Source organism: Polaromonas sp. YR568 (assembly GCF_943369415.1).
Classification (GTDB): Bacteria; Pseudomonadota; Gammaproteobacteria; order Burkholderiales; family Burkholderiaceae_C; genus Polaromonas.
Genome location: NZ_CALRNF020000002.1, coordinates 1 through 25,944, shown reverse-complemented (window position 1 = coordinate 25,944; position 25,944 = coordinate 1). Strand labels below are relative to the sequence as shown.

The 25,944-nt window shown below is 64.7% G+C and carries 31 protein-coding genes; 22 read left to right on the top strand and 9 right to left on the bottom strand.

The window, feature by feature from the left end; all coding sequences use genetic code 11:
- The first annotated feature begins 76 nt into the window (after positions 1-76).
- From ACLV74_RS01565 to ACLV74_RS01500, 14 genes are all read left to right on the top strand, one after another.
- Positions 77-772 (top strand): YfgM family protein, encoded by a 696-nt coding sequence (locus ACLV74_RS01565; RefSeq protein ID WP_411877607.1) that lies wholly within the window; start codon positions 77-79, stop codon positions 770-772.
- A complete protein-coding gene (gene bamB / locus ACLV74_RS01560) occupies positions 769-1,923 on the top strand; it encodes an outer membrane protein assembly factor BamB (protein ID WP_411877606.1) in 1,155 nt (384 codons plus the stop codon). The genes ACLV74_RS01565 and bamB overlap by 4 nt, the downstream gene beginning before the upstream one ends.
- A 31-nt stretch (positions 1,924-1,954) precedes the next feature.
- Complete coding sequence (gene der / locus ACLV74_RS01555; RefSeq protein WP_411877605.1) at positions 1,955-3,298, top strand: ribosome biogenesis GTPase Der; 1,344 nt, start codon at positions 1,955-1,957, stop codon at positions 3,296-3,298.
- 69 nt (positions 3,299-3,367) lie between these two features.
- Positions 3,368-3,619: an RNA chaperone Hfq gene (hfq, locus tag ACLV74_RS01550; protein WP_007871209.1), complete on the top strand. Its 252-nt coding sequence runs from the start codon at positions 3,368-3,370 to the stop codon at positions 3,617-3,619.
- Positions 3,616-4,797, top strand: a complete 1,182-nt coding sequence (hflX, locus tag ACLV74_RS01545; RefSeq protein ID WP_411877788.1) for a GTPase HflX — start codon at positions 3,616-3,618, stop codon at positions 4,795-4,797. The genes hfq and hflX overlap by 4 nt, the downstream gene beginning before the upstream one ends.
- A 57-nt stretch (positions 4,798-4,854) precedes the next feature.
- Positions 4,855-6,282, top strand: coding sequence for an FtsH protease activity modulator HflK (gene hflK, locus ACLV74_RS01540; protein ID WP_411877604.1), 1,428 nt, complete (start codon positions 4,855-4,857; stop codon positions 6,280-6,282).
- 11 nt (positions 6,283-6,293) lie between these two features.
- Positions 6,294-7,199 carry a protease modulator HflC gene (gene hflC, locus ACLV74_RS01535; RefSeq protein WP_411877603.1) on the top strand — a complete coding sequence of 302 codons (906 nt, stop codon included), beginning with the start codon at positions 6,294-6,296 and terminating at the stop codon, positions 7,197-7,199.
- 6 nt (positions 7,200-7,205) lie between these two features.
- Positions 7,206-7,394, top strand: a complete 189-nt coding sequence (locus tag ACLV74_RS01530; RefSeq protein WP_411877602.1) for a DUF2065 domain-containing protein — start codon at positions 7,206-7,208, stop codon at positions 7,392-7,394.
- 127 nt (positions 7,395-7,521) lie between these two features.
- Positions 7,522-8,712, top strand: coding sequence for an ATP phosphoribosyltransferase regulatory subunit (locus tag ACLV74_RS01525; RefSeq protein ID WP_411877601.1), 1,191 nt, complete (start codon positions 7,522-7,524; stop codon positions 8,710-8,712).
- A gap of 52 nt (positions 8,713-8,764) precedes the next feature.
- A complete protein-coding gene (locus ACLV74_RS01520; RefSeq protein WP_411877600.1) occupies positions 8,765-10,108 on the top strand; it encodes an adenylosuccinate synthase in 1,344 nt (447 codons plus the stop codon).
- A gap of 91 nt (positions 10,109-10,199) precedes the next feature.
- Positions 10,200-10,724, top strand: coding sequence for a phosphoribosyltransferase (locus ACLV74_RS01515; protein WP_411877599.1), 525 nt, complete (start codon positions 10,200-10,202; stop codon positions 10,722-10,724).
- A gap of 39 nt (positions 10,725-10,763) precedes the next feature.
- Positions 10,764-11,378, top strand: coding sequence for a hypothetical protein (locus ACLV74_RS01510; RefSeq protein ID WP_411877598.1), 615 nt, complete (start codon positions 10,764-10,766; stop codon positions 11,376-11,378).
- 140 nt (positions 11,379-11,518) lie between these two features.
- Positions 11,519-12,709 carry a PLP-dependent transferase gene (locus ACLV74_RS01505; protein WP_411877597.1) on the top strand — a complete coding sequence of 397 codons (1,191 nt, stop codon included), beginning with the start codon at positions 11,519-11,521 and terminating at the stop codon, positions 12,707-12,709.
- Positions 12,710-12,788: 79 nt separating this feature from the next.
- A complete protein-coding gene (locus tag ACLV74_RS01500; protein WP_411877596.1) occupies positions 12,789-12,974 on the top strand; it encodes a hypothetical protein in 186 nt (61 codons plus the stop codon).
- A gap of 66 nt (positions 12,975-13,040) precedes the next feature.
- Here the strand turns inward: ACLV74_RS01500 and mnmH are convergent, their stop codons facing one another.
- Both mnmH and ACLV74_RS01490 read right to left on the bottom strand, forming a co-directional pair.
- Positions 13,041-14,108 (bottom strand): tRNA 2-selenouridine(34) synthase MnmH, encoded by a 1,068-nt coding sequence (mnmH, locus tag ACLV74_RS01495; protein ID WP_411877595.1) that lies wholly within the window; start codon positions 14,106-14,108, stop codon positions 13,041-13,043.
- Positions 14,105-14,749: an arylesterase gene (locus ACLV74_RS01490; RefSeq protein ID WP_411877594.1), complete on the bottom strand. Its 645-nt coding sequence runs from the start codon at positions 14,747-14,749 to the stop codon at positions 14,105-14,107. Before ACLV74_RS01490 ends, mnmH begins: the two co-directional genes overlap by 4 nt.
- A gap of 64 nt (positions 14,750-14,813) precedes the next feature.
- Here ACLV74_RS01490 and ACLV74_RS01485 point away from each other — a divergent pair, with 64 nt between their 5' ends.
- Positions 14,814-15,581 (top strand): ABC transporter ATP-binding protein, encoded by a 768-nt coding sequence (locus tag ACLV74_RS01485; RefSeq protein ID WP_411877593.1) that lies wholly within the window; start codon positions 14,814-14,816, stop codon positions 15,579-15,581.
- A 38-nt stretch (positions 15,582-15,619) separates the two neighbouring features.
- On the opposite strand, the gene ACLV74_RS01480 is transcribed toward ACLV74_RS01485, so the two are convergent.
- On the bottom strand, positions 15,620-17,872 hold the full coding sequence (locus ACLV74_RS01480) for a protein kinase domain-containing protein (protein ID WP_411877592.1): 2,253 nt from the start codon (positions 17,870-17,872) through the stop codon (positions 15,620-15,622).
- Between the two features lie 40 nt (positions 17,873-17,912).
- The gene (locus ACLV74_RS01475) at positions 17,913-18,791 is read right to left on the bottom strand and encodes a DUF3365 domain-containing protein (RefSeq protein WP_411877591.1); all 879 of its coding nucleotides are present in this window, start codon (positions 18,789-18,791) and stop codon (positions 17,913-17,915) included.
- Positions 18,792-18,959: 168 nt separating this feature from the next.
- On the opposite strand from ACLV74_RS01475, the gene rlmB reads away from it, so the two are divergent.
- A complete protein-coding gene (gene rlmB / locus ACLV74_RS01470; protein WP_411877590.1) occupies positions 18,960-19,718 on the top strand; it encodes a 23S rRNA (guanosine(2251)-2'-O)-methyltransferase RlmB in 759 nt (252 codons plus the stop codon).
- Between the two features lie 18 nt (positions 19,719-19,736).
- Here the strand turns inward: rlmB and ACLV74_RS01465 are convergent, their stop codons facing one another.
- From ACLV74_RS01465 to ACLV74_RS01450, 4 genes are all read right to left on the bottom strand, one after another.
- On the bottom strand, positions 19,737-20,330 hold the full coding sequence (locus ACLV74_RS01465; protein ID WP_411877589.1) for a chromate transporter: 594 nt from the start codon (positions 20,328-20,330) through the stop codon (positions 19,737-19,739).
- Positions 20,327-20,902 (bottom strand): chromate transporter, encoded by a 576-nt coding sequence (locus ACLV74_RS01460; RefSeq protein WP_411877588.1) that lies wholly within the window; start codon positions 20,900-20,902, stop codon positions 20,327-20,329. Before ACLV74_RS01460 ends, ACLV74_RS01465 begins: the two co-directional genes overlap by 4 nt.
- 145 nt (positions 20,903-21,047) lie before the next feature.
- Positions 21,048-22,019 (bottom strand): GNAT family N-acetyltransferase, encoded by a 972-nt coding sequence (locus ACLV74_RS01455; protein ID WP_411877787.1) that lies wholly within the window; start codon positions 22,017-22,019, stop codon positions 21,048-21,050.
- A 75-nt stretch (positions 22,020-22,094) separates the two neighbouring features.
- Positions 22,095-22,454, bottom strand: a complete 360-nt coding sequence (locus tag ACLV74_RS01450; RefSeq protein ID WP_411877587.1) for a cupin domain-containing protein — start codon at positions 22,452-22,454, stop codon at positions 22,095-22,097.
- Between the two features lie 75 nt (positions 22,455-22,529).
- On the opposite strand from ACLV74_RS01450, the gene ACLV74_RS01445 reads away from it, so the two are divergent.
- The 6 genes from ACLV74_RS01445 to ACLV74_RS01420 all read left to right on the top strand — a co-directional run bounded on the left by ACLV74_RS01445 (position 22,530) and on the right by ACLV74_RS01420 (position 25,495).
- Positions 22,530-23,381, top strand: coding sequence for an AraC family ligand binding domain-containing protein (locus ACLV74_RS01445; protein WP_411877586.1), 852 nt, complete (start codon positions 22,530-22,532; stop codon positions 23,379-23,381).
- 117 nt (positions 23,382-23,498) lie between these two features.
- On the top strand, positions 23,499-23,879 hold the full coding sequence (locus ACLV74_RS01440) for a RidA family protein (protein WP_411877585.1): 381 nt from the start codon (positions 23,499-23,501) through the stop codon (positions 23,877-23,879).
- A 51-nt stretch (positions 23,880-23,930) separates the two neighbouring features.
- A complete protein-coding gene (locus ACLV74_RS01435) occupies positions 23,931-24,338 on the top strand; it encodes a hypothetical protein (RefSeq protein WP_411877584.1) in 408 nt (135 codons plus the stop codon).
- Positions 24,328-24,735 carry a hypothetical protein gene (locus tag ACLV74_RS01430; protein ID WP_411877583.1) on the top strand — a complete coding sequence of 136 codons (408 nt, stop codon included), beginning with the start codon at positions 24,328-24,330 and terminating at the stop codon, positions 24,733-24,735. The genes ACLV74_RS01435 and ACLV74_RS01430 overlap by 11 nt, the downstream gene beginning before the upstream one ends.
- A 4-nt stretch (positions 24,736-24,739) precedes the next feature.
- A complete protein-coding gene (locus ACLV74_RS01425; protein ID WP_411877582.1) occupies positions 24,740-25,147 on the top strand; it encodes a GNAT family N-acetyltransferase in 408 nt (135 codons plus the stop codon).
- 177 nt (positions 25,148-25,324) lie between these two features.
- Positions 25,325-25,495, top strand: coding sequence for a hypothetical protein (locus ACLV74_RS01420; protein WP_411877581.1), 171 nt, complete (start codon positions 25,325-25,327; stop codon positions 25,493-25,495).
- A gap of 20 nt (positions 25,496-25,515) precedes the next feature.
- On the opposite strand, the gene ACLV74_RS01415 is transcribed toward ACLV74_RS01420, so the two are convergent.
- Positions 25,516-25,728 carry a hypothetical protein gene (locus tag ACLV74_RS01415; RefSeq protein WP_411877580.1) on the bottom strand — a complete coding sequence of 71 codons (213 nt, stop codon included), beginning with the start codon at positions 25,726-25,728 and terminating at the stop codon, positions 25,516-25,518.
- Positions 25,729-25,944: the final 216 nt, after the last annotated feature.

Sequence of the window (25,944 nt, the reverse complement as noted above, 5' to 3'; positions counted from 1 at the left end):
CGGGGCGCCTGTCACTGGCCTCTACAATCACCCCAACTCAATCCGCGCCGTCACCGGGCAGAACAAGAAGACTTTTATGGCAAAACACCTCGATTTGGAACAGCAGGAACAGCTTGACGAGCTCAAGCACTTCTGGAAACAGTACGGTGACTTCATCACCTGGGGGTTGATCATCGTCCTCGGCGCCTTCGCAGCCTGGAACGGCTACCACTACTGGCAGCGCAGCCAGGCAGCCCAGGCTTCGGTCATGTACGACGAGGTCGAGCGTTCCGTGCAGTCGGGTGACGTCGCCAAAATCGACCGTTCGCTGGCGGACATGAAAGAGCGTTTCGGCGGCACCACCTACGCCCAGCAGGCCGGCTTGCTGGCCGCCCGCGCTTATTACGACAAGGGCAACATCGACGCGTCGCGCGCCGCGCTGACCTGGGTCGCCGAGAAATCCTCCGACGAAAGCTACCAGGCCATCGCGCGCCTTCGCCTGGCCGGGCTGCTTCTCGAAAAGAAAGCCTATGACGAAGCGCTCCAGCAGGCTTCAGGCACTTTCCCCAAGGCGTTCACGGCGCTCGCCGCCGACCGCCGCGGCGATATCTTTGTCGCGCAGGGTAAAAAGGCCGAAGCCAGGGCGGAATATGAAAAAGCCTACAAGGAGCTTGACGAGCGCGCCGAGTACCGCCGCCTCGTCGAGGTCAAGCTCAATGCGCTGGGCGTAGACCCGGCCGCGCAAGCCAAACCATCCGCAACCGCAGCATCGAATCCCGAGGTGAAGAAATGATCCCATCGTCTTTCCGGCCTCTGGCCCAGGCAACCCGCGTTCCGGCCGCTCTTGTTCTGCTGGCGGTTCTGGGCGGGTGTTCCTTTTTCGGCGGTGGCCCTGCCAAACCCCAGCCGGCTGAACTCCAGCCCGTGACGGCGCTGGTGTCCGCCCGCCAGATATGGACCACGCGCGTCGGGCAGGTGAACTTCCCGCTCGAAACCGGCGTTGCCGGCAACAGTGTGGCGGTCGCCAGCGGCGACGGCACCGTGGCCCTGCTGGATGCCCAGACCGGGCGCGACGTCTGGCGCCTTGCGCTCAACACACCCCTGGCCGCAGGCGCCGGCAACGACGGCAAGGTCGTTGCCGTGGTGACCAAGGCCAATGAAGTCGTCGCCCTGCAGGACGGCCGCGAACTGTGGCGCCAGAAGCTGGGCGCCCAGGCCTTCACCGCGCCTTTCGTGGCCGGCTCGCGGGTGTTCGTGCTGGCGGCCGACCGTTCGGTCAATGCCTTTGACGGGCAGACCGGGCGCAAACTGTGGGCCCAACAGCGCCCCAACGAGCCCCTGATCCTTCGCCAGTCCGGCGTGATGCTGGCCGTCGGCGACACGCTGGTGGTGGGCCTGGCCGGCCGCCTGGCGGGCCTGAACCCCGCGAACGGCAGCATCCGCTGGGAGTCCCCCATTGCCACGCCTCGCGGCATCAATGACGTGGAGCGCCTGGTCGACCTGGTCGGCCGCGTCAGCCGCCAGGGTGATGTCGTCTGCGCGCGGGCCTTCCAGGCCAGCGTCGGCTGCGTCAACGCCGCGCGCGGCAACCTGCTATGGACCAAGCCCGCCAACGGCTTGCAGGGCGTGGACGGCGACGAGCGCTTTGTGTTCGGCACCGAGGCCGACGGCAACGTGATCGCCTGGCGCCGCGCCGACGGCGAGCGCGCATGGACCACGGACCGCCTGCGCTACCGCAGCCTGACCGCACCGGTGGTGGTGGGACGCTCCATCGCCATCGGCGATTTCTCGGGCTACGTCCACCTGCTGTCGCGGGAAGACGGCTCCCTGCTCAACCGCCTGCCCACCGACGGGTCGGCCATTGCCGCCACGCCGGTGCTGGTCGGCAATACGCTGATCGCCGTGACCCACAACGGCGGCGTTTACGGCTTCCAGCCCCAATAAAAGGGCCACAAGCCCTGCCAGAAACTGATTGATGAAACCAGTCATTGCGCTAGTCGGCCGCCCCAACGTGGGCAAGTCGACGCTCTTCAACCGGCTGACCAAGACGCGGGATGCGATCGTGGCCGATTTTGCCGGCCTGACGCGGGATCGTCATTACGGTAACGGAAAGCTGGGCCCCCACGAGTACATCGTGATCGACACCGGCGGCTTTGAGCCCGATGCCGCGTCCGGCATCTACAAGGAAATGGCCAAGCAGACCCGTCAGGCGGTCGCGGAAGCCGACGTGGTGATTTTTGTGGTGGATGCCCGCGCCGGCGTCAACGCGCAGGACCACGACATCGCCAAATACCTGCGCAAGCTGGGCAAGCCCACGGTGCTGACGGCCAACAAGGCCGAAGGCATGACCGAAGGCGTGCAACTGTCCGAGTTCTTTGAGCTGGGCCTGGGCGAGATGCTCGCGGTGTCCGCCTCGCACGGGCAGGGCATGCGCACCCTGGTCGACACGGCGCTGGCGCCGCTCAACCTGCCCGACCCCGAAGAAGAGCCTGAACCGCAGGATCCTTCCGTCATACGCCTGGCCGTGGCAGGGCGCCCCAATGTGGGGAAATCCACGCTGATCAACACCTGGCTGGGCGAAGAACGCCTGGTGGCCTTCGACCTGCCGGGCACCACCCGGGACACCATTTCGGTGCCATTCGAGCGGGCCGGGCAGAAGTTTGAGCTCATAGACACGGCCGGGCTGCGCCGCAAGGGCAAGGTTTTCGAGGCGATCGAGAAGTTTTCCGTCGTCAAGACCCTGCAGGCCATCGAGAACGCCAACGTGGTGCTGCTGCTGCTTGACGCGACCCAGGGCGTGACCGACCAGGACGCCCACATCGCCGGCTACATCCTGGAAAGCGGCCGCTCGGTGGTCGTGGCGATCAACAAGTCGGATGCGGTGGATTCCTACCAGCGCGAGCTGCTGGAGCGCTCCATCGAGACCCGGCTGGGCTTCCTCAAGTTCGCCGCCATCCATTCGATCTCGGCCATCAAACGCCAGGGCCTGGGCCCGGTATGGAAGTCCATCGTGCAGGCCCATGCCTCGGCCAACCGCAAGATGTCCACCCCGGTGCTGACCCGGTTGCTGCTCGAGGCGGTGCAGTTCCAGCAGCCGCAGCGTTCGGGCGTGTTCCGCCCCAAGCTGCGCTATGCGCACCAGGGGGGCATGAACCCGCCCATCATCATCATCCACGGCAATTCGCTCGAGCACGTCACCGACTCGTACAAGCGTTACCTCGAAGGGCGCTTCCGCAAGGAGTTCGACCTGGTCGGCACGCCGCTGCGCATCCAGATGAAAAGCTCGCACAACCCCTTTAAAGACAAGGAATCGGCCTAGGACTACATGACCCGGCCCACGCCGTGTGGTAAGGTCAAGTTCTATTAACTTTTGAACACGGAAAATATCGTGAGCAATAACAAAGGCCAGCTCTTGCAGGATCCATTTCTCAACACCTTGCGTCGCGAGCATGTTCCTGTTTCCATCTATCTCGTCAACGGGATCAAATTGCAGGGCCAGATCGAATCTTTCGATCAGTATGTGGTTCTGCTCCGCAACACTGTGACCCAAATGGTCTACAAGCATGCGATTTCCACCATCGTTCCAGGCCGCGCGGTAAATTTCGCGACCAGCGAGTCTGAAGAAAGCCCCGCCAGCTGAGTTCGTTCGATGCTCCGGTGAACCCGAAACCCCTCGTACTTCTTGTCGGGGTGGATCTCGGGCTCCCGAACTTTGATGCTGATCTGCAGGAACTGGGTTTGCTCGCGCAAACAGCGGGCCTGCAGCCGGTTGCGCGCGTCACGTGCAGGCGCAAGGCGCCCGACGCGGCGCTCTTCATCGGCAGCGGCAAGGCCGACGAAATCAAGTTGATGGCGCTGGACACCGGCGCCACCGAAATACTTTTCGACCAATCCCTGAGCCCGGCGCAGCAGCGCAACCTCGAGCGCCACCTCGACATGCCGGTCAACGACCGGACCTTGTTGATACTCGAGATCTTCGCCCAGCGCGCGCGCAGCCACGAGGGCAAGCTCCAGGTCGAACTGGCCCGGCTGCAATACATGTCCACGCGCCTCGTGCGCCGCTGGTCCCACCTGGAGCGGCAGACCGGCGGCGCCGGCGTGCGCGGCGGCCCGGGTGAGAAGCAGATCGAGCTCGACAAGCGCATGATCGGGGACGCCATCAAACGCACCAAGGAGCGCCTGACCAAAGTGAAGAAGCAGCGGCAAACCCAGCGCAAGCAGCGCGAGCGCCGCAACTCCTTCACGATTTCCCTCGTGGGTTACACCAACGCGGGAAAGTCCACGCTCTTCAACGCGCTGGTCAAGGCACGCGCCTATGCGGCCGACCAGCTGTTCGCCACGCTGGACACCACCACGCGCCAGCTCTACCTGGGCGACTCCGCCCGCTCGGTCTCGCTGTCGGACACCGTGGGCTTTATCCGCGACCTGCCGCACGGCCTGATCGATGCCTTCGCCGCGACCCTGCAGGAAGCGGCCGATGCCGACCTGCTGCTGCACGTGGTCGACGGCGCCAACCCCGACTACCTTGAGCAGATCGAGCAGGTCCAGCGCGTGCTGTCGGAGATAGGCGCGGCCGACGTGCCGCAAATACTCGTGTTCAACAAGCTGGACGCTATTGAAAAGGACAGCTTGCCCCTGCACCTGCAGGACATGTTCGAACTCAGGGACGCGTTTGAGGGCTCCAGCCGCAGCGTTGAACGGGTGTTCGTGAGCGCCCGTACAGGCGAGGGCCTGCCGCTTCTGCGGGCCTTGCTGGCCGGCTATGCGACCAGTCCGCCCGCCGAGGAATTCCCCCTAACTGCTGAGGACCTTGCCTGATATGGCGATTTCATTAGGCACAATGTCGGTGTAATGAAAAAAAGTGAGTTTGATCCCATGAATCTGAACCCCGTGCTGCAGACCTTGACGACCTTGCCAGGCAGGCTGAAGCAACGCGCCCAAGGCATGTTCAACCTCAATGATCCGCGCTGGGGCCGGGACGACGACAAGCCGTCGTCCGACGACTCCAAGCCAGAGGCCCCGCGTGAGGACAAGCAGCCGCAGCGGCCGCCCAGCCGGCCGCAAGGGCAGGGGCCCAACCAGGGACCGCCCGACCTTGACGAACTCTGGCGCGACTTCAACCGCAAGCTGGGCGGCCTCTTCGGCGGCAACAAGAACAACCCCAACCGCGGCGGCTTTGGCCGCGGCAATGGCGGCGGCAACAACGGCGGCAGCGGCGGCGGCTTTCAGCCCGACATGAAAAGCGCCGGCATCGGCGTCGGCCTGATTGCCAGCGTCGCGGTGCTGATCTGGCTGGGAACCGGCTTCTTCATCGTCCAGGAAGGCCAGCAGGCCGTCATCACCCAGTTCGGCAAATACCACTCCACCGTGGGCGCGGGCTTCAACTGGCGCCTGCCTTATCCCGTGCAGCGCCATGAGATCGTCGTCGTCACGCAGATCCGTTCGGTCGATGTCGGCCGCGACATCATCATCAAGGCCACGGGCCTGCGCGATTCCGCCATGCTGACCGAAGACGAAAACATCGTCGAGATCAAATTCGCCGTGCAGTACCGCCTCAATGACGCGCGCGCCTACCTGTTTGAAAGCAAGGACCCGTCCGCCGCCGTCGTCCAGGCCGCCGAAACCGCCGTGCGTGAAGTCGTCGGCAAGATGAAGATGGACTTGGCCCTGGCCGACGAGCGCGACCAGATCGGGCCACGCGTGCGCGCCTTGATGCAGACCATCCTGGACCGCTACAAGGTCGGCGTGGAAGTCGTCGGCATCAACCTGCAGCAAAGCGGCGTGCGCCCGCCCGAGCAGGTGCAGGCCGCGTTTGACGACGTCCTCAAGGCCGGCCAGGAACGCGAACGCGCCAAGAACGAAGCCCAGGCCTATGCCAACAACGTGATTCCACGCGCCGTCGGTTCCGCCTCGCGCCTGAAGGAAGAGTCCGAAGCCTACAAGGCCAAGATCGTGGCGCAGGCCCAGGGTGACGCGCAGCGCTTCCGCTCGGTGCTCGCCGAGTATCAGAAAGCGCCACAGGTCACGCGCGACCGCATGTACACCGACGCCATGCAGCAGGTTTACACCAACGTCACGAAGGTGCTGGTCGACTCCCGCCAGGGCAGCAACCTGCTGTACCTGCCGCTGGACAAGATCATGCAGATGAGCGCGCAGGGCGATGCCGCGGTGAACGGGGAGACTCCGCTGGTCCCCGGCTCGGCTTCTTCGTCCTCGGTGCCTGTTGCCCCCATTTCCAGCCTGCCACCCCTCGATGCCCGGTCGCGCGACTCCGCCCGCTCGCGCGAACGTGAAACACGCTAAGGAAGACGATCGTGAATAGAGTTGGATTTATTGTTTCCTCGCTGCTGGTTCTCCTGGCGCTGCTCAGTTCCACGCTGTTCGTGGTCGACCAACGCCAGTTCGGCGTGGTTTATGCCCTGGGCCAGATCAAGGATGTGGTTACCGAGCCCGGCCTGCATTTCAAGATGCCGCCGCCTTTCCAGAACGTCTCGTACATCGACAAGCGCCTGCTGGTGCTCGACAGCGTCGATGCCGAACCCATGCTGACGGCCGAAAAGCAGCGTGTCGTGATCGACTGGTACGTGCGCTGGCGCATCACCCAGCCCACCGAATACATCCGCAACGTCGGCCTGGACGAAAAGGCCGGGGCCAACCAGCTCAACCGCGTGGTTCGCAACGCCTTCCAGGAAGAGATCAACAAGCGTACCGTCAAGGACCTGCTCTCGCTCAAGCGCGAAGCGCTGATGGCCGACGTCAAGCGTGAAGTGCTGCAAGCCGTGCAGGGCGCCCAGCCCTGGGGTGTGGACGTGGTCGACGTGCGCATCACGCGCGTGGACTATGTGGAAGCGATCACCGATTCCGTCTACAAGCGCATGGTGGCCGAGCGCCAGCGCGTGGCCAATGAACTGCGCTCCACCGGCGCGGCAGAAGGCGAAAAAATCCGCGCCGACGCGGACCGCCAGCGTGAAGTCACCATCGCCAACGCCTACCGCGACGCGCAGAAGGTCAAAGGCGAGGGCGACGCCGAAGCCGCGCGCGCCTACGCCGAATCGTTCGGCCGTGATCCGCAGTTCGCCCAGTTCTACCGCAGCCTGGACGCCTACAAAGCCGCCTTCAGCAAGAAAAGCGACGTGATGGTGCTGGACCCGTCGTCCGACTTCTTCAAGGCCATGCGTAGCCCGGGCTCCGGCAGCGCCGCCGCACCCGCCAAAAAATAAGCCGTCGTGGACGGCAACACCTTCTGGCTGGCACTGGCCCTGATGCTGGTCATCGAGGGCTTGTTGCCTTTCATCTCCCCCGGCGGCTGGCGCCGCATGTTCGAGCAAATCCTCACGCTGGGCAACGGCCAGATCCGTTTCTTCGGGCTGTGCAGCATCGCGGCGGGCTTGATCCTGCTGGCCGTGCTGCTCTGATTTCGCCGCCTTCGGCGGGCTGCCACGGCAGGTATTTCCGCGTGAGTGCGCCATTGGGCCTCCCGCAGGCCGAAAACCGGCTTCAAGCCCGGTAAAATCTCGTTTTTAACAGCCCACGAAAATTACAATGCCCGCCTGGTCGTCATCATGGCAATTGCCCGATCAAATTGCCGATGTCCTGCCCTCCGAGGCGCGCCATATCGAAGAGCTGCGCCGCCTGTTCCTCGACACCGCCCGCAGCTACGGCTATGAACTCGTCATGCCGCCGCTGCTCGAGCACCTCGAGTCGCTCTTGACCGGTACCGGCGAAGCGCTGGATCTGCAAACTTTCAAGCTGGTCGACCAGCTCTCCGGCCGCACCCTTGGGCTGCGCGCCGACACCACCCCCCAGGTGGCCCGCATCGACGCCCACCTGCTCAACCGCAAGGGCGTGGCGCGCCTGTGCTACTGCGGCCCGGTGCTGCACACCCGCACCGACCGCCCCCACGCCACCCGCGAGCCGCTGCAGTTCGGCGCTGAAATCTACGGCCACGCCGGCCTCGAAGCCGACCTTGAAGCCCAGCAACTGGCGCTGGAAGGGCTCAAAGCCGCCGGCGTCACCGACCTGAGCGTCGACATGGCCGACGTGCGCATCGTCAACAGCCTGCTGGCCGGCGCCACCGTCAATGCCAAGACCCTGGCCCTCATCCACACCGCATTGGCGGCCAAGGACGCGAGCGAACTCGACAGCCTTACCGCCAGCGCCAACAGCGGCATCTCCACCGAGGCTCGCGAAGGCCTCAAGGCGCTGCTGCAGCTCTACGGCGATGAGAAGGTCCTGGCCGAAGCCGAAAAAGCCCTGCCACTCTCGACGGGCCTGAAAGCCGCCTTGCAAAACCTCCAATGGCTGGCGGCCCACACCCGCGGTGAAAAAGGCGAGGTCAAGGTCAGCTTCGACCTGGCCGACCTGCGCGGCTACGCCTATTACAGCGGCACCCGCTTTGCCATTTACGGGCAGGGCGCCGAACTCGCGCGCGGTGGCCGTTATGACGAGGTCGGCGCCGTGTTCGGCCGTAACCGGCCGGCGGCCGGGTTCAGCCTGGACCTGAAAGAACTCGTCAGCGTGCTGCCGCCCCGGCCCCTGAAGGCCGCCATACGCGCGCCCTGGGGCGAAGACGCCGGCCTGCGCGCGGCCATCGCCCGCCTGCGCGCCGGCGGCGAAACCGTGGCCTGCGTGCTGCCCGGCCATGAACATGAAGTCAACGAATTCGATTGCGACCGCGAACTGGCCCACGCTGCCGGTCAATGGGTGGTCCAGCCCCTGAAGAAAGCCGCGTGAGGCCCCGTGCCCCGTCCGGCTTGATCCCAACACACCTTAAAGAGAATTGAAGATGACAAACAAACAAACCGCAGACGCGGGCCGCAATGTCGTGGTCGTGGGCACCCAGTGGGGCGACGAAGGCAAGGGCAAGCTGGTCGACTGGCTCACCGAGATGTCCCAGGGCGTGGTGCGCTTCCAGGGCGGCCACAACGCCGGCCACACGCTGGTCATCAACGGCGTGAAAACGGCGCTGCACCTGATCCCCAGCGGCATCATGCGCCCGGGCGTGAAGTGCTACATCGGCAACGGCGTGGTGCTGTCGGCCGCCAAGCTGTTCGAGGAAATCGAAGGCCTGGAAAAAGCCGGTGTCGAGGTGCGTTCACGCCTGCGCATCAGCGAAGCCTGCCCGCTGATTTTGCCGTTCCACGCCGCGCTCGACATCGCGCGCGAAGCCTACCGCGAAAAGGGCGGCACCACCAAGATCGGCACCACGGGCCGCGGCATCGGCCCCGCCTATGAAGACAAGATCGCCCGCCGCGCGCTGCGCGTGCAGGACCTCAAATATCCCGACCGCTTCGCCGCCAAGCTGCGCGACCTGCTGGAGCTGCACAACTTCGTGCTGACCGGCTACCTGCATGCGCCCGCCATCGACTTCGACACCGTGTACGCCGAAGCCATGCGCCATGCCGAACTGCTCAAGCCCATGATGGCCGACGTTTCGCGCGAACTCAACGACGCGCACCGCGACGGCGCCAACCTGCTGTTTGAAGGCGCCCAAGGCACCTTGCTCGACGTCGACCACGGCACCTATCCTTACGTCACCTCCAGCAACTGCGTGGCCGGCAATGCGTCAGCCGGCGCCGGCGTGGGCCCGGGCATGCTGCACTACATCCTGGGCATCACCAAGGCCTATTGCACGCGTGTGGGCGGCGGGCCTTTCCCGACCGAACTCGACTGGGAAAAACCCGGCACCGTGGGCTACCACCTCTCCACCGTGGGCGCCGAAAAAGGCGTGACCACCGGGCGCAGCCGCCGCTGCGGCTGGTTTGACGCCGCGCTGCTCAAGCGCTCGGCCCAGGTCAACGGCCTGTCGGGCCTGTGCATCACCAAACTCGACGTGCTCGACGGCATCGACGAACTCAAGCTGTGCACCGGCTATGAACTTGACGGGCACATCACCGACATCCTGCCCATGGGCGCCGAAGAGATCGAGCGCTGCAAGCCGATTTACGAAACCCTGCCGGGCTGGAGCCAGAGCACGGTCGGCGTCACGGAGTACGACAAGCTGCCCGAGGCCGCGCAAAAATACCTGCACCGCATCGAGGAAGTCACCGGCGTGCCCATCGACATGATTTCCACCAGCCCGGACCGCGACCACACCATCCTGCTGCGCAACCCCTACGCAGCCGCCTGAGCGGATACGGTCCCAAGGCTTCAGCCCCACAGCAAACAGGCTTGCCGCCCCTGAGACGGGGCGCAGGCAGCGAATACATCAGGAGCGCCCCATGTTGACAGAAGACGGCAAGCATCTCTACGTGAGCTATGACGAGTACCACAACCTGATCGAAAAACTGGCCATCAAGATCCACCAGTCCGGCTGGCAGTTCGACACCATCCTGTGCCTGGCCCGCGGCGGCATGCGCCCCGGCGACATCCTGTCGCGCATCTTCGACAAACCGCTGGCCATCATGTCCACCAGCTCCTACCGGGCCGATGCCGGCATGACGCAGGGCAACCTCGACATCGCGCGTTTCATCACCACGCCCAAGGGCGAGATCGCCGGCAAGGTGCTGCTGGTCGACGACCTGGCAGACTCCGGCCACACGCTCAACGCCGTGATCCACCAGCTCAAGAACAACTACAAACCCATCACCGAGCTGCGCAGCGCCGTGATCTGGACCAAGGGCGTGTCCACCTTCCAGCCGGATTACTCGGTCGAACTGCTGCCCACCAATCCGTGGATTCACCAGCCGTTTGAGGGCTATGACTCGCTGTCGCCGGCGCAGCTCATGGCAAAGTGGAAGATTTAACGGCGTCGGGTACATCGGCTTGACGCTGGCCAGCGCCGCATGATGCCAAGTCCGCCGGCTTTGCCGTCTGTTGACGGGCCGCAAAACTGGAGATCGCTTCAAACCGGAGCCCCCGCTGGTCTGGCTGGTTGGATCTTCATCATTCTGGCGATCCTGTTCATGGTTTGCAGTGGCGGGTTCTTCGCGTTTTTGGGTCGCGGGGCGCGCGATCCCTGGCTGTCATGGCTTCTCCTTGGCGGCGGCGCATTTATGGTGGTTTGCCCAATATGGACGACGTTATGGGTTTCCCAGCATGGCAGCTTCAATTTCGACGTCAACCAAAAGACAAAGCACGTTCGCAAGTGGAAAACTTCTCTCTTTCTCAAGAGAAGTTTTGAAGAGTACGCTTACGATGAATTTTGTGCGGTTCGGTCCGTGCAAAAAATGGAAGAGGACACTTGCCGGGTGGTCGTCGAGCTGCTCTTCAAGGCAACGAAACCAGCCCTGGATGTAGGGCGCTTCAACGCGATAACACCTGGCTCCTCCCTGTGGCGGAGGTACGCCAACAAACTACACGGCGAGTTCACCGAAAGTCCAGGGGGTAGGGCCTTGCGCCAGGAGTTGGTGAAGTTGATGGGTATCACGGACGCGGGCTATTTCGACCGGGAGCAATGAGGCGTTTGCCGGTACGGCCTGGCTGGCGCGCTGCGTTCGGCTTGCCACGTGACGCAGGCGGAAAATTCATGAACCCTATATGGCTGGATGACCCCGAACGAGGGTTGAGCAAGACCGGAAAACTGCCGTAATATCGCTGCATGAGCGATTCCCCATCCGACATCTCCACCACCCTGATCCATCACCCCTACAAGCCGCCCGCCGGGTTTGATTCGATTCCGCCCGGGGTCTACAAGGCTTCGACCATCGCCTTTCCCACCGTCGCCGCGCTGCGCAGCCGCGACTGGAAGCACAAGACCGGCTACACCTACGGCCTGCACGGCACGCCGACCACCTTCACGCTGGAAGAGCGCATCGCCACCCTGGAAGGCGGCAAGCACTGCACGCTGGTGCCCAGCGGCCTGGCGGCGGTGGTGCTGGTCGGCATGGCGCTGCTCAAGGCCGGCGACGAGCTGCTGATCCCCGACAACGCCTACGGCCCCAACAAGAGCTTCGCGCAGGCCGAGCTGGCCGCCTGGGGCATCACCCACCGCTTTTACGATGCGATGAACCCCGCCGACCTGGCTGCCAAGCTGGGCCCGAAAACCCGGCTGGTGTGGATAGAAGCCCCTGGCTCCATCACACTGGAATTCCCCGACATGCCCGCGCTGGTCGCGGCCGTCAAGGCGCACCAGAACGCGCACCCCGGCGGCATCGTGACCGCGCTGGACAACACCTGGGGCGCGGGCCTGGCCTTCAACGCCTTTGACATGGGCCTGGATATCTCGGTGCAGGCCCTGACCAAATACCCCAGCGGCGGCGCCGACGTGCTCATGGGCTCCGTCGTCACGCGCGACGAGGCTTTGCACCATCTGATCCACTTCTGCCACATGCGCATCGGTTTCGGCATAGCCGGCAATGACGCCGAGCTCGTGCTGCGCGGCCTCAACAGCATGGCCTTGCGTTATGCGGCCCAGGATGCCGCCACGCGCGAGCTGGCCGTCTGGCTGGCCGCCCGCACCGAAATCGTCACCGTGCTGCACCCGGCCTTGCCGGGCTCGCCCGGCCACGAAACCTGGAAGCGCGACTGCACGGGCGCCGCCTGCCTGCTGAGCGCCGTCTTCAAGCCCGAGTTCACCCCGGAGCGGGTGGACCGCTTTTGCGACAGCCTGCAGCTCTTCAAGATCGGATACAGCTGGGCCGGCCCGATGAGCTTGTGCGCGCCGTACGACATCCCGGCGTTGCGGACCACGCCCTGGCCTTACCAGGGCGGCCTGGTGCGCTTTTCGGTGGGCCTGGAGGCTGTGGCGGACCTGCAGGCCGACATCGTGCAAGCCCTGGGAAAAGCCTGATTAAAACCCCGGTCAAAAGCCTGATATGCCGTGACGGCAATGCAGTACAGTAAGGGTTACCTATTCACGAAAGCACGCAGTGGCAACTCCCAATTACTCTTACGAAAAGCGCCAGAAAGAGCTTGCGAAAAAACGCAAAAAAGAAGAAAAGCTCAAGCGCAAGGCCGAGGGCAAGCCGGATGATGCCGCTGACGACGGTACCGATGCACCGGACGAGCCGGGCGATGCCCCTGGCGGCGTGCCGCCCGCTGACCCGGTTCCCTGAATAGCCTCCAGCCCAAACCCAGCCAGACCCGGCCTCACCGTTCAAGGTGGCGCCGGGTTTGTCGTTTCAGGGCAGGGCGGTTTCAGCAAGCAGGGCCTGGGCCAGCACGGCCATGGCGCCGGCGCTGTGGTCGCGTGGCGATAGCACCCGTGCGGCAGCGAACTGCACAAAATTGCGCTGCATCGATTGCAGATAGCCCGGGTCGTAATGCTTCACCAGCAACTCGCGGACCACGGAAGCCACGTCGCCGCTGCGGGCGCGTGACTGCCAGTCCTGCACCACGGCTTTGCCGCGTGCCTCGGTCAGCGCGCCCAGGCGCTCGCAGAAAAACGCGGTGTCCTTCACAAAGAAGGCGTAATCCTCCAGCAGCAGCGCCACACGCTCGTCCTCGGGCAGTTCAATCTGCAGGCAAGGGCTGGCCCGCATGGCGGTGATCAGGCCTTCGGGCACCGCCACGTTGCCGACTTTTTTACTTTCGCTTTCAATGTATACAGGCCTGGCCGGGTCAAAGCCGCGCAGCGCGCACCAGATGCCGCTGTCAAAGGCTTTCTGGCTGGGTTGCTCCACGCCGGGAATCGCCCCCAGCACCGAGCTGCGGTGGTTGGCCAGCGCTTCCAGGTCCAGCACCTGGGCGCCTTCGGCCGCCAGCGCCTGCAGCAGCCGGGTCTTGCCCGAGCCCGTGGGGCCGCACACGACCTGGTAGCGAAAGCGCGCCGCCAGCTGGGGCAGGTCGGCCACCAGCGCCGCCCGGAAGGCCTTGTAGCCGCCGTCCACCAGCGTGACCTTGAAGCCGATCTGGTCCAGCACCAGCGCCAGCGCGCCGCTGCGCTTGCCGCCGCGCCAGCAGTAAAGCAGCGGCTGCCATTCCCGGGGTTTGTCCAGCACGTCGCGCTGGATGTGTTCGGCGATGTTTTTCGCCACCAGCGCCGCGCCCAGTTTTTTGGCCTCGAACTGGCTGATCTGCTTGTACTGGGTGCCGACGATTTGCCGTTCCTCGTCATGCAGGCTGGGCCAGTTCACCGCGCCGGGCAGGTGGTCTTCAGCGTATTCGCCCTCGCTGCGCGCGTCGATCACATCGGAGTAACGGCCCAGGGTGGCCAGCGCCTCTTCGGCGGAAATGCGGTCCAGGCTCACTTGATCAGTTTCTTCAGTTCCGGCCACACGTTGGCCAGCATGCGGGCCTGCGATTGCTCGTTGGGATGGATGCGGTCGGCCTGGAAGTTGGCCACCGGGTCGGCGACGTCGGCGATGCCTTTGAGGAAGAAGGGCACCAGCGCGACTTTTTCCGCCTTGGCGATCTTGGCGAAGAGGCCTGAGAAGGTTGCGGCATAAGCGCCCCCGTAGTTGGGCGGCACCTGCATGCCGACCAGCAGCACCCGCGCACCGGCCTTTTTGGCGGCCTGGGTCATGGCGCTGAGGTTTTGTTCGGTCATGTCCAGCGGCAGGCCGCGCAGGGCGTCGTTGCCGCCCAGCTCTATCACCACCACGGCGGGTTTGTGCTGTGCCAGCAGGGCCGGCAGGCGGGAGCGGCCGCCCGAGGTGGTGTCGCCGCTGATGCTGGCGTTGACGACTTTGGCGCTCTTCTTCTCGCCGGCGAGCTGTTTTTCGAGCAGCGGCACCCAGCCCGCGCCACGCTTGAGGCCGTATTCGGCGCTCAGCGAGTCGCCGACGACCAGCACGGTCTCGCCCTGGGCGGCGGAGGCGGGCGTTTGCGCCCAGGCGCAGGGGCCGCTTGCCAGCGCGGCCAGCAGCAGCGCGGCCAAGGGTCTTCGCATGCGCTTTGCTATTTGAGCCGCAAGCTTGGTAAAGTCTGATTTCATATTTTCCGACAAGGCTGACATGTTTGAACCCGCAGTGAGTGGCGTGAATGGCGTCAATGATGCTTCCAGGGCCTTCGCGGCAACCGGTGTTCCCGATGCGGCCGCAAAGCCTCAGGCAGCTTCAATTATTTCCGTGGAGCACGTTTTCAAGTCGGTCACCGACTCCACCGGCACATTGGCCATTTTGCGCGATATTGACTTCTCGCTCGCCGCGCGCGAAACCGCCGCCATCGTGGGGGCCTCCGGCTCGGGCAAAAGCACCTTGCTGTCCATCATCGCCGGGCTGGATACACCTACCCAGGGCACGGTCAAGCTGGCCGGGCAGGACCTCTTTGCCCTCAGCGAGGACGACCGCGCCGCGCTGCGCGCGCAGAAGGTCGGGTTTGTGTTCCAGAGCTTCCAGCTCATGGGCAACCTGAGCGCGCTGGAGAACGTCATGCTGCCGCTGGAACTGTCGGGCGCCAGAAACGCCCGCCCCATGGCCACCGAAATGCTCAAGCGCGTTGGCCTCGGTGAGCGCCTGGGCCACTACCCCAAGGTGCTGTCGGGCGGCGAACAGCAGCGCGTGGCGCTGGCGCGGGCCTTTGTGGTGCAGCCGGCCGTGCTGCTGGCCGATGAGCCCACCGGCAGCCTGGACTTCGCCACCGGCGAGACCGTCATGTCGCTGATGTTCGAGCTCAATCGCGAGCTCGGAACCACGCTGGTGCTGGTGACGCACGACCAGGCGATTGCGGCGCGCTGCGAGCGGCGCATCACCATCGATGCGGGCCGCGTCGTTTCGGCCTGAACCGCCGAGACATGCCGAAAGGCCGAAAGGCCGAAGCCTCAGCGTCCCAGCTTTTGCGCCGCTACCAGGAATTTCGCCCGGTCGTCCGGCTTGTCGATCTGCTGCGCCAGCGCCTGGGCCAGGGCGCTCAGGGTCGCCTGGCGCGCCGATTCCCTGCGCACCAGGGTTTTGGCGAGCGGGCCGATGTAAAGGCTCAGCAGGCGTTCCAGCTGGGCCTGCAATTCGGCGCTGAAGTGCTGCACGTTCATCGAGCTTGATGTCGCCGACGGCCCCGAGAGGCTGGAAGGACGGCTCATGTCCTGGCGCGGGCGAGACACCGGCATCGAAATCAGCCGGCTGGGCGTGGTGCTGACGCCGGTGCGCGAGCCGGAGGCGCTGTGCGGGCCGGAATGCACGGGCGCGCTGGCGCTGCGCGGCCGCACAAAGGCTTCGCGCGCCGTGGCGTCCGGGATGGAGACGGCCAGCAGGTCGCGCAGGCCCTGGGCGCTCACCGTGCGCGGCACGGCCTTCCTGACCAGCACCCGGGCCAGCGGCCCGATCAGCTTGGCCAGCTCGGTTTCAATCTCCTGCACCGTATCGGGCGTGAGCGAGGCCAGCGCGGCAAACGAGGCCGTGTGCTCGAACTCCGGGTGGCTCGATGCCATGGGCGCCGCCGGCGCGGCGTTGGGGTCCAGCACCGCGTAGATCTCGTGCGAGCGCAGGTGCTTGTCCATGTGCGGGCCGAGGTAGTCGAACAGGCCGGCGGCGCTGTCGGTGATGCGCGAGATCACGTCGTAATAGGCGCGCGAGACCACCACCTGGTTGGGCCGGGCGAAATCCATGATGCGCTGGGCCACGTTGATGCCGTCGCCCACCACGTTGACCCGTTTGTTGATGTCGAACACCATGCGGATGGGGCCCAGGTGCAGGCCCACGCGCAGCGACATCTTGCGGCCGTATTTCTGCACCAGCAGGTCGCGCAGCAGCAGGGCCGACTGCAGCGCCTCTTCCGGATCGCCCAGGAAGCAGATCGCCGCGCCGTCACCGGTGTCTATCATGATGCGCGACGATTCCTTCACGCCGCCTATCGCCTTGGTGATCAGCTCGTTGAACAGCGACTTGACCACTACCTGCTGGTCCACCGAGTAAGTGGAATAAGACACCAGGTCCAGGAACATGATGGTGCCCAGCACGTTCTTGCGCAGGTTCTCGGCATTGTTGAGCGGGATCGACTGCGAACTCGCGGCGTAAGCCAGCAAGGCGTCGTCGGTCGGCGCGGTCACCGTTCTGGCTTCGGCCGCCGGCGCGGGCGGCGCGGCAGGTGTGGGCGGCGCCAGCACGCTGGCCGCGCGTATGGTCTGCGTTTTCACGAAATCCGAACTCAGCAGCGCCTGGCGCAGCGCCGCCACGTCCTGCGGGCGCTGCGTCTCGTTGGGGGTCATGGCCCAGTCGATGGCGCGCAGCAGCGGCGCGCCGAAGACCACCGCGCTGGCCGTGTCGGCTGCCTTGGGCATGCTGTCCTCGCGCACGCGGGAGGCGGACTCAATGGGCTTGTGCCCCGTCGTCATCCAGTACATCACCGCGCCCAGCGAATAGACGTCCGTCCACGGGCCCTGGTGGCCCTTGCTGTGGTACTGCTCGAACGGCGCGAAGCCCGGGCTCACGATGTTGGTCATGTCCTGGTTGCCGGTCAGGCGGCGCGCCGCGCCGAAGTCCAGCAGCACCGGCGTGCCGTCGGCGCGGATGTAGATGTTGTCCGGCTTGATGTCGCGGTGCAGGAAGTTCACCTTGTGCACCGCTTCCAGGCCGTCCATCAGCGGGTAGATGATCTTCAGCAGGCCCTGCTGGTCCAGCGCGGGTTGCCTGGCCAGCCAGCGCTTGAGCGGGTCGCCCGACTCGTACTCCATCACGATGTAGGCCGTGCCGTTTTCCTTGAAGTAGCGCAGCACCCGCACGATGTTGGGGTGGCGAAACGAGGCCAGCGCCCGCGCCTCTTCGAGAAAGCGCTCCAGGCCCCACTGGAACTGCGCCGCGTTGGCGCCCGAGCGCACGTGCACCGACAGGTCGGCCGAACGCACGGCAAGGTCGCCCGGAAAGTATTCCTTGATGGCCACCGGCAACTGCAGGTTGACGTCCTGCGCCAGGTAGGTGATGCCGAAGCCGCCGCCGCCCAGCATTTTCTCGATGCGGTACTCAAAGACGGTCTGCCCCGGCATCAGCGCGGCCGCGTCCCCGCTGTCGGCATGCACGGCCGGTGCGGCGCCGTCGGGGCGCACGGGCTGGGTGCGGGTCCTGTCTTCGGGGTCGGTCATGCGTCCGGTATCGGTGGTGGGGTGGGCGGCGGCGCGAGGCTCAGTCGCCGCGGTCTATCATCTGCATGGCTTTTTCCAGGCTGCGGCGCATGCGGTTGAACGAGCTGCCCAGCACGGCCATCTCGTCCTTGCCGCCGTCGGCGAACTCCGGCACTTCAAAATCGCCGGTGCTGACCTTGTCGGCCGCCTGCGACATGCGGCGTATCGGCCGCACGATGAGCCAGCTCAGCATCAGGTTCAGCACGATGAAGACCACCGTGAACACGGCGGCCAGCGAAGCCATGAAGGTCTTGAAGGTGCGCTCGGCATTGCGGATGGGAATGTCCATGGGCACCGTCACAACTTGAGCGCCTATGATTTCGTTGTGTTTCCAGCCGAAGCCGTTGGCCTCGCCGTAAATCCTGATCATGCTGGCCGGTGCGGCGGCCGGCACGCTGTGGCACTGCAGGCAGGCCGCGTTGGTGATCTGGATGGGCTTGGCGATGTAAAGCAGCCGGCCGGTGGCCGCGGCGCGCTCGGAAATCAATTCTTTCGACTCGGCATTCTGGCGGAACTGCTGGACGATGTCGGCTTCCCAGTCAGTGGCGCGGTCGCGCGGGTTGGTCGGGTTCAGCGTCGCTTCCTTGTAGCCGTAGTCGCGGTACTTCTTCTGGATGTTGGCCAGTGTTTCGGTGGCCGCGTAGGCCGGCACTGTCTGGGGCAGGAAGACTTCTTCCAACTGCTTGTCCAGGTGCGGCTTGATCTGCTCCACCGTGTAGGCGCGCACCGAAAGGGCGGTGTCCATCATGAGGCGGGCATTGCGCAGCACTTCCTCGCGGGCGTTTTCCTGCAGCAGCTGGCGCGACATGAGCCCGGCGGCGCCGAAGCCGGCCAGGAACACCACGATCAACACCAAGTTGAATTTAAGCCTCAATCCCATAATGCCCCCGCCGCGTTGTTGTGAAAATTGTGAGGCCCCGACCGGCCACAAATTGTTACTATTTTAGTCTTACCCTGCAGGCATTGTGACCGCCGGTCGTCCCCGGCGCACCGGTAGTAATGCCGATGCTTTCCGCCGCCCAGACTCCTGGCAGTGATAATCCCCAGGATGTCCTCTACCCCCAAAGTCCTTTTTGGCTTTCATGCCGTCGGCGTCCGCATCAAAACCGCGCCCAAGTCCGTTCTGGAGGTGTTTTTCGACGTTTCGCGCCGCGACGCGCGCATGCGCCAGTTCACCGACCGGGCCCGCGAGGCCGGCATACGGCTGATCGAATCCGACGGCCTGCGCCTGGCCAAGATGTGCGGCAGCCACGGCCACCAGGGCGTGGTCGCCCGCGTGGACCCGCTGGCCCAGGTCAAGTCGCTCGATGAACTGCTCGAGCAGCTCGAGGAAGCCGGCACCGCCCAGCCCTTGCTGCTGGTGCTGGACGGCGTCACCGACCCGCACAACCTGGGCGCCTGCCTGCGCGTGGCCGACGGCGCCGGCGCCCACGCCGTCATCGCCCCCAAGGACCACGCGGCCGGCATCAACGCCACCGTCGCCAAGGTCGCCAGCGGCGCGGCCGAAACCATGCCTTACTTCATGGTCACCAACCTGGCCCGCACCCTGGGCGAGCTCAAGGAACGCAACATCTGGTGCATAGGCACCAGCGACGACGCCGAAAAAACCATTTACGACGTGGACCTGACGGGACCGGTCGCGCTGGTGCTGGGCGCCGAAGGCGAGGGCATGCGACAGCTCACGCGCAAGACCTGCGATGAACTGGTCAGCATCCCCATGCACGGCGCGGTGGAAAGCCTCAATGTGTCCGTGGCCAGCGGCGTGTGTTTGTATGAGGCCTTGCGCCAGCGGCGCAAGGCTTCTTGAGGCCGGGTCCGGGACGGGCTAGATCAGCCCGTACCAGCCCAGCAGGGCGCCCGCGCCCAGCAGCCACAGCAAATGGATCTTGCTGCGCCAGACGATGATGGCCGAGGCGGCCGTCACCAGCCACACCGGCCAGTCTTTCAACGAACTGCCGTTGGCGCTCGCCAGGATCCAGCTCGTGGCGATCAGCAAGGCCACCACGATGGGGCCCATCCCCTGCTTGAAGGCGCGCACCGCCCGCAGTTCGCGGTTGCGGTGGCCCCACTGCGCGGCCGTGTAGGTCAGCGTGGTGCTTGGAATCAGGATGCCCAGCAGCGCCAGGAACACGCCCAGCAGGCCGGTCAGCATGCCGCCGGCGTTCAGGCCCACGTTCCAGCCCAGCAGCGCGATGAACAGCACGTTGGGCCCCGGCGCCGACTGCGCAATCGCGATGGAGGCGTTGAACTGCGCGTCGGTCAGCCAGTGCTGCTTGTCCACCAGGAAGCGGTGCATGTCGGGCGCGGTGCTGATCGCCCCGCCCACCGACAGCAGCGACAGCGAGAGGTAGTGCAGGAAAAGGTCGAACCACTCCCGCGCGCCGAAGACCAGGTGCAGTGTTTGCAGTTGCTCGTTCATGGCTTGAGCCTCCGGTAGGCCAGCACGCAGGCCGTGAGGCCCAGGCTCAGCAGCACATAGGCCAGCGGAATGCGCAGCAGCGCGATCGCCGTAAAACACAGCACGCCCAGGCCTATGCACAGCCGCATGCCCAGCACGTTCTTCTGCAGCGCCCCAAAGAGCTTGAGGCCGGTCGCCGCGATCAGACCGGCCGCGACCGCGCCCATGCCGCGCAAGGCGCCCGCCACGCCGGGGTGGCCGGCGAACTGGGCATACAGCACCGCCAGGATCAGCACCAGCACCAGCGGCAAGGTCAGCATGCCGGCCAGCGCCGCCATCGCGCCCTTGAGGCCGAAGTAGCGCCCGCCCACCATCAGCGAGAGGTTCACCACGTTGGGGCCCGGCATGATTTGCGCCACCGCCCAGTCTTCGATGAACTCCTCACGCGTCATCCATTGCTTTTTCTCGACCAGCTCGCGCTGCACGATGGCAAGGACGCCGCCGAAGCCCTGCAGGGCCAGCAGGGTGAATGAAATGAACAGGTCGGTGAGGGATTTGGGTTGCGGACGCTCTTCCGCGGGCAGGGGGCTCATGCGCCCATTATCGCCGCCCGCGCGCCGCGCCCCGGCCCGCGCGCGAGAAGCCGAGGCGCTTCATTTGCTATTAAAACAATAGCTCACTCTTCGCGATTCACGAGGGCTGAAGGCGGAAGTTCCAGGAATTCTCCGGCACTCAAGGCTAAAGTTTCAGTTCCCAGGTCTCACCAACCAATTCCCGCCCAAAACCCTGATACGGCTCGCTCTTGACCAGCGTGAAGCCGCGTTTGGCGTAAATCGCGCGCGCGGCGGTCAGGCAGCTGTTGGTCCACAGCACCATTTTTTTGTAGCCCTTGGCGCGCGCGAACGCGATGCATTCGTCCGACAGCCGCCCGCCCAGGCCCAGGCCGCGCGCGCCCGGCGTGAGGATCAGCATGCGCAGCTGCGCCACCGTGGCCGACTTGCGCACCACAAACACCGCACCCACACGCTCGCCGTCCAGCTCGGCGATCCAGCATTTCTCGCAGTCGGGCCGGTAGTTCTTGAGGTATTTGCCCGCGATGTCGGCCACCAGCGCCTCGAACTCGCCGTTCCAGCCGTATTCACGCGCATAGATATCGCCGTGCTGCTGCACCACCCAGCCCATGTCGCCGGGCCGCGGGTCGCGCAGTACCACGGTGCGCGTCGCGGCGGCCTCGCCCGGGCCGGCCAGCAGGCGCTGCACCGTCGTCATGGCGCTCACCACCTTGTGCTGGTCCTCGGGCGCCAGCGCCGCCAGCAGGGCCGCCGCCTCGTCGCGCGACTGCTGCTGCAGCGGCGCAAACACCGCATGCCCGGCTTCGGTCAGCTTCAGCAGGCTTTGCCGCGCATCCGCCGGCGACGGCACACGCGCCAGCCAGCCTTTGCTCTCGAAGCGCCGCAGGATGCGGCTCAGGTAGCCCGCGTCCAGCGACAGGTCGCGCCCCAGCTCGGTGGCCGTCGGCTGGTCGCGGTGGGCCAGCTCATACAGCACCCGCACCTCCGTCAGCGAGAACTCGCTGCCCAGGTAAGGGTCCAGCACACCGATGCGCTGCGTGTAGAAGCGGTTGAAACCGCGGATCGCCTTGATGTGCGCCGTGGCGACTGGGGTGGAAGACGACGGGGCGGGGAGGGTGGAGGTGCGTGACTTGACCATGGCGGCTATCGTCAGGTAATTTATTGACAAAGTCAAGTAATTGAAATGCTCCACCGCTCCCCGCGGGTTTTGGGCTCAGATCACCCTTCGCGGCGCGGCCGTTGCCGCATCGCCGCTGTTGGGCGCGCCCGTGGGCTCTATCAGCAGCAGATGCGCTTCCTCCACGGCACGCGGCCGGTGCCGCACGCCGCGCGGCACCACATACAGCTGGCCGGGCTTGAGCGCCACGGTAGGCTGGCCTTCGATGTCGATGTGCAGTTCTCCCTTGAGCACCAGGAAGAAGTCGTCGCTCTCCGGGTGCGAATGCCAGCTGTATTCGCCCTGTACCTTGACCACCATCACGTCGTGGCCGTTGAACTCGCTCACGGTGCGCGGCTGCCAATGGCCCTCAAAGCTTGCGAGTTTGGACTGCAGGTCTATGGCGTGTGTCTTCATGACAATTCCTCTTGTGTTGCGGTGAAAGAGGGGAGTCTGCTTGTCCTTGCCCGGCGCGTCTTGTACGATTGTTTCATGCACGACGCCCAAGCCCCTACCTCCCAGGACTGGGCGCGCTTTCGCCCAGGCGCTTTGCCCGGCGTGACTTTGATGAACGCCCATTTCACCGAGCATGCCTTCGAACGCCACAGTCACGAGACCTATTCCATAGGCGTCACCGCTTCCGGTGTGCAGACCTTTCACTGCGGCGGCACCCTGCACGCCAGCCTGCGCGGCGACGTCATCCTCTTCAACCCCGACGAGCCGCACGACGGCCAGCGCGGCACGCAGGAAGGCTTTGGCTACAGCATGCTGTACGTGGCGCCGCAGGTCGTCGACGAATGCCGCGACAAGGAGGCGGGCGCCGACATGGCCGCCTACTTCCGCCAGCCCGTGGTGCGCGACGCCGCCATGGGCCGCGCGCTGGTGCAAGCCATAGGCGCGGCCGGCCAGGCGCAGGAGTCGCTGCGCGCCGAGGAACTCACGCGCGCCGTGCTGGTGCGGCTGTTGCAGCGCTACGGTGAGCGGCGCAGCACAGGCGACCAGGCCAAACCGGCCGGCGCCGCCCGCATGGCCCGCATCCGCGACTATTTGCGCAGCCACTTCGACCAGGACATCACCGTCGACGCCCTGGCGCGCGAAGCCGGCCTCTCGCGCGTGCACCTGACCCGCGCCTTCGCCCAACAGTTCGGCGTGCCGCCCCATATCTACCTCAACGCCGTGCGCCTGGAGCGCGCCCAGGCCGCCATGCTGGCCGGCCAGGGCCTGGCCGAAGTGGCCGCCGCCTGCGGCTTTGCCGACCAGAGCCATTTCAGCCGACGCTTCAAGGGGAGTGTGGGGCTGGCGCCTGGGGCGTGGCTTCGGCAGATGCGGATTGCCACGGCGTGAGGCTGACGGCAGTGGCTACTCCATACTGAGGAGGCGACCGTCAGGCCGCCTGCCTAGAATCGTCTGCGGGCTTGTTCCTGCTTGATCTCCTTCATCATCCCGCAGCAACGGAAAACCATGGCAAGAGACATCATCCAAACCCCCGACGCCCCAAGCCCGCCGCCCACCTACAGCCAGGCGGTGCGCGCCGCGGGTCTGGTGTTTGTCTCCGGCACCGGGCCGCACGATCCCGTGACCGGAAAGATCGTGGGCGACACCATCCAGGCGCAGACCCGGCAGTGCCTGCAGAACGTGTCCGCCATCCTCAAGGCCGCCGGCTCTTCGCTCGACAAGGTGGTGAGCGCCACGGTCATCATTCTGGAAGAGGCCGACTTCGCCGGCATGAATGAAGAGTGGCTTAAATGGTTTCCGGTGAACCCGCCCGCGCGGCAGGGTGCGAAGCTGCCGGTTCGCGTGCCCGGCCTGAAAGTCTCCATCGCGGTCATTGCCGAGGCGTGATGATGCCGCTTGCAGAATCGGTCGATCCATTTCCATCCTAGGGATCCATAGATGTTCGACGCCCGTTTCCTGCCAGGCGCGATGCTCCTGCTTTCAGCGCTTGGTATTGGCGCCTGCCTTCTGTACGCGCGGCGCCATCCGGGAGTCTCGCGTGTCGAGCTGGCGATGCAGCATTTTCTGGACAGCGTTGTTCGCGCAGACGATGCGCGTTTCGCCTTTGAAAGCCGTAACGCCGTCATCGTGCGCATGGACGAAGATACGAGCAACGGCGAGCACACTAGCTGCATCCTGACCGTCTGCGCCACAAACCGGTATGGCGAGTACTTCTCTTTCAGGTCGGACGGTCACAAGCCCTTTGTGCGCCATCTTGAGCATCGCCTGGCACGCATCATCCTGAAGCATGAATATGCGGGCCCCGAGCCGGCGGGCCGTTGCGTAGGGGTGGCGGATGAGAATTGATTTTTCCAAAAGCGCGGACCAGATCGTCAAGGACCTGACCCGCAACGAAACCATCTTCATCCTTGCCGGCATGGCGATTGCGTTTGGTGCAGAGATGCTGCACGCGGGCTGTATGCCCAAGGTTTCGATCTGGACTGTGCGCGGCCTGTTTTTTCCGGTCGTCAGCGTGGTTTCGATACTGGCCATGGTGTCTTCGGTCGGCATGCAGAACTCGCTGAAAGAGCGTGGTGCTCCGCATCCGGTAGAGCACCGCAGGCAATGCGTCCAGTTTTTGATCGATGCCGGCGATGCTGAAGGAATGCGGCTCCTGAAAGGCATTGGCATCGCAGCCAACCTCTATTGCCTTGCGTTTGGCATCATCGCGGGGGTCTGCGTCGCGTCATTTCTAAACCCTTGATCTCATGAAAAACATCACCGTCGAATACCGCCACAACCACCCGCTGGACCCGCTCGACGTCGTGCGCGTCTTCGGGCAATCCGGCATCAAGCGCCCCACGGGCGACCTTCCCAGGATTGCCCGCATGTTCTCCGCGCCCGGCCTGGTGCTTTCGGCGTGGGTTGGCAATGAGTTGGTGGGCCTGAGCCGCTCGCTCACCGACTATGCGTACTGTTGCTATCTCTCGGACCTTGCCGTGGACAAAAAATACCAGGGCGCCGGCATCGGCAAGGAACTCATCAGGCGCACGCAGGCCATCATTGGGGACCAGGTGTCCCTGATCCTGCTCTCCGCACCCGATGCGATGTCCTACTACCCGGCGCTGGGTTTTGAGCAGGCAGGCAATGCCTTTGTGATCAGGCGCAAGCAGTGAGCAAGGGCCGACCCGGGAGGTGCTTTCGCGGAATTTGGCCTGATGTCTTGTTTGGACTGCGATTGATCGATGAACAGTAAACGCGGAGGGCTTGCAGTGCGCCTGTCAGCCGGCTCCTACATCGAAAGGTGACATTGTGGGCTCGGATTCCGCCTCACGAGGGCTATCGTCAGGCCCATGCCCTCACCAGACGAATCCAGCCGCCATGCGCCCGAAGAGAAATCCAAAACCAAAGCTGAAAATCGCCTGATGGAAAACGGCCTTCTCGCCGCGTTGTGCGTGGCCGCCGTCATCGCCGGCTACTTCGTCGCGAAATGGGTTTCCAGGTGGGTGCTGGAAATCGGCTGAATCCGGAAACGGAAAAAAATCTAGCTGTCGGAGCCACCCGACAGCAAGCGGCCCATCGCGAGATTGAAGGCGACGTCTTCCCTCCAGCGCTCGAACTCCGACACCGTGGGCGCCGGCCCCGTGCCCTGCTGGTAGGCGTCCATCCTGGCCATCAGCGTGCGGTGGCGCAGCTCGCGCGCGTCGTTGTCCGTGTGCTGGGGTGCAGCCGTGCGAACTTGGGTCTTAGCATTCATCAATGTATTTCACCCGGTAGCCGTCATGGCTCAGTTTGGCAATACGAAACGCCACAAGCCTGTAAAATGTTGAATTCCGCTGAAGTCTGACCCGAGTTTTCCATCGAATATTGACCCACACTCTTTGTGAGCAGAAGGTGCTCACGATGTGGATAAGTTCTTGGTTTTCTCCTTTTTGGGCTGAGTGTGTGGATCTGCCTCAAAGTGCGCCGCTGT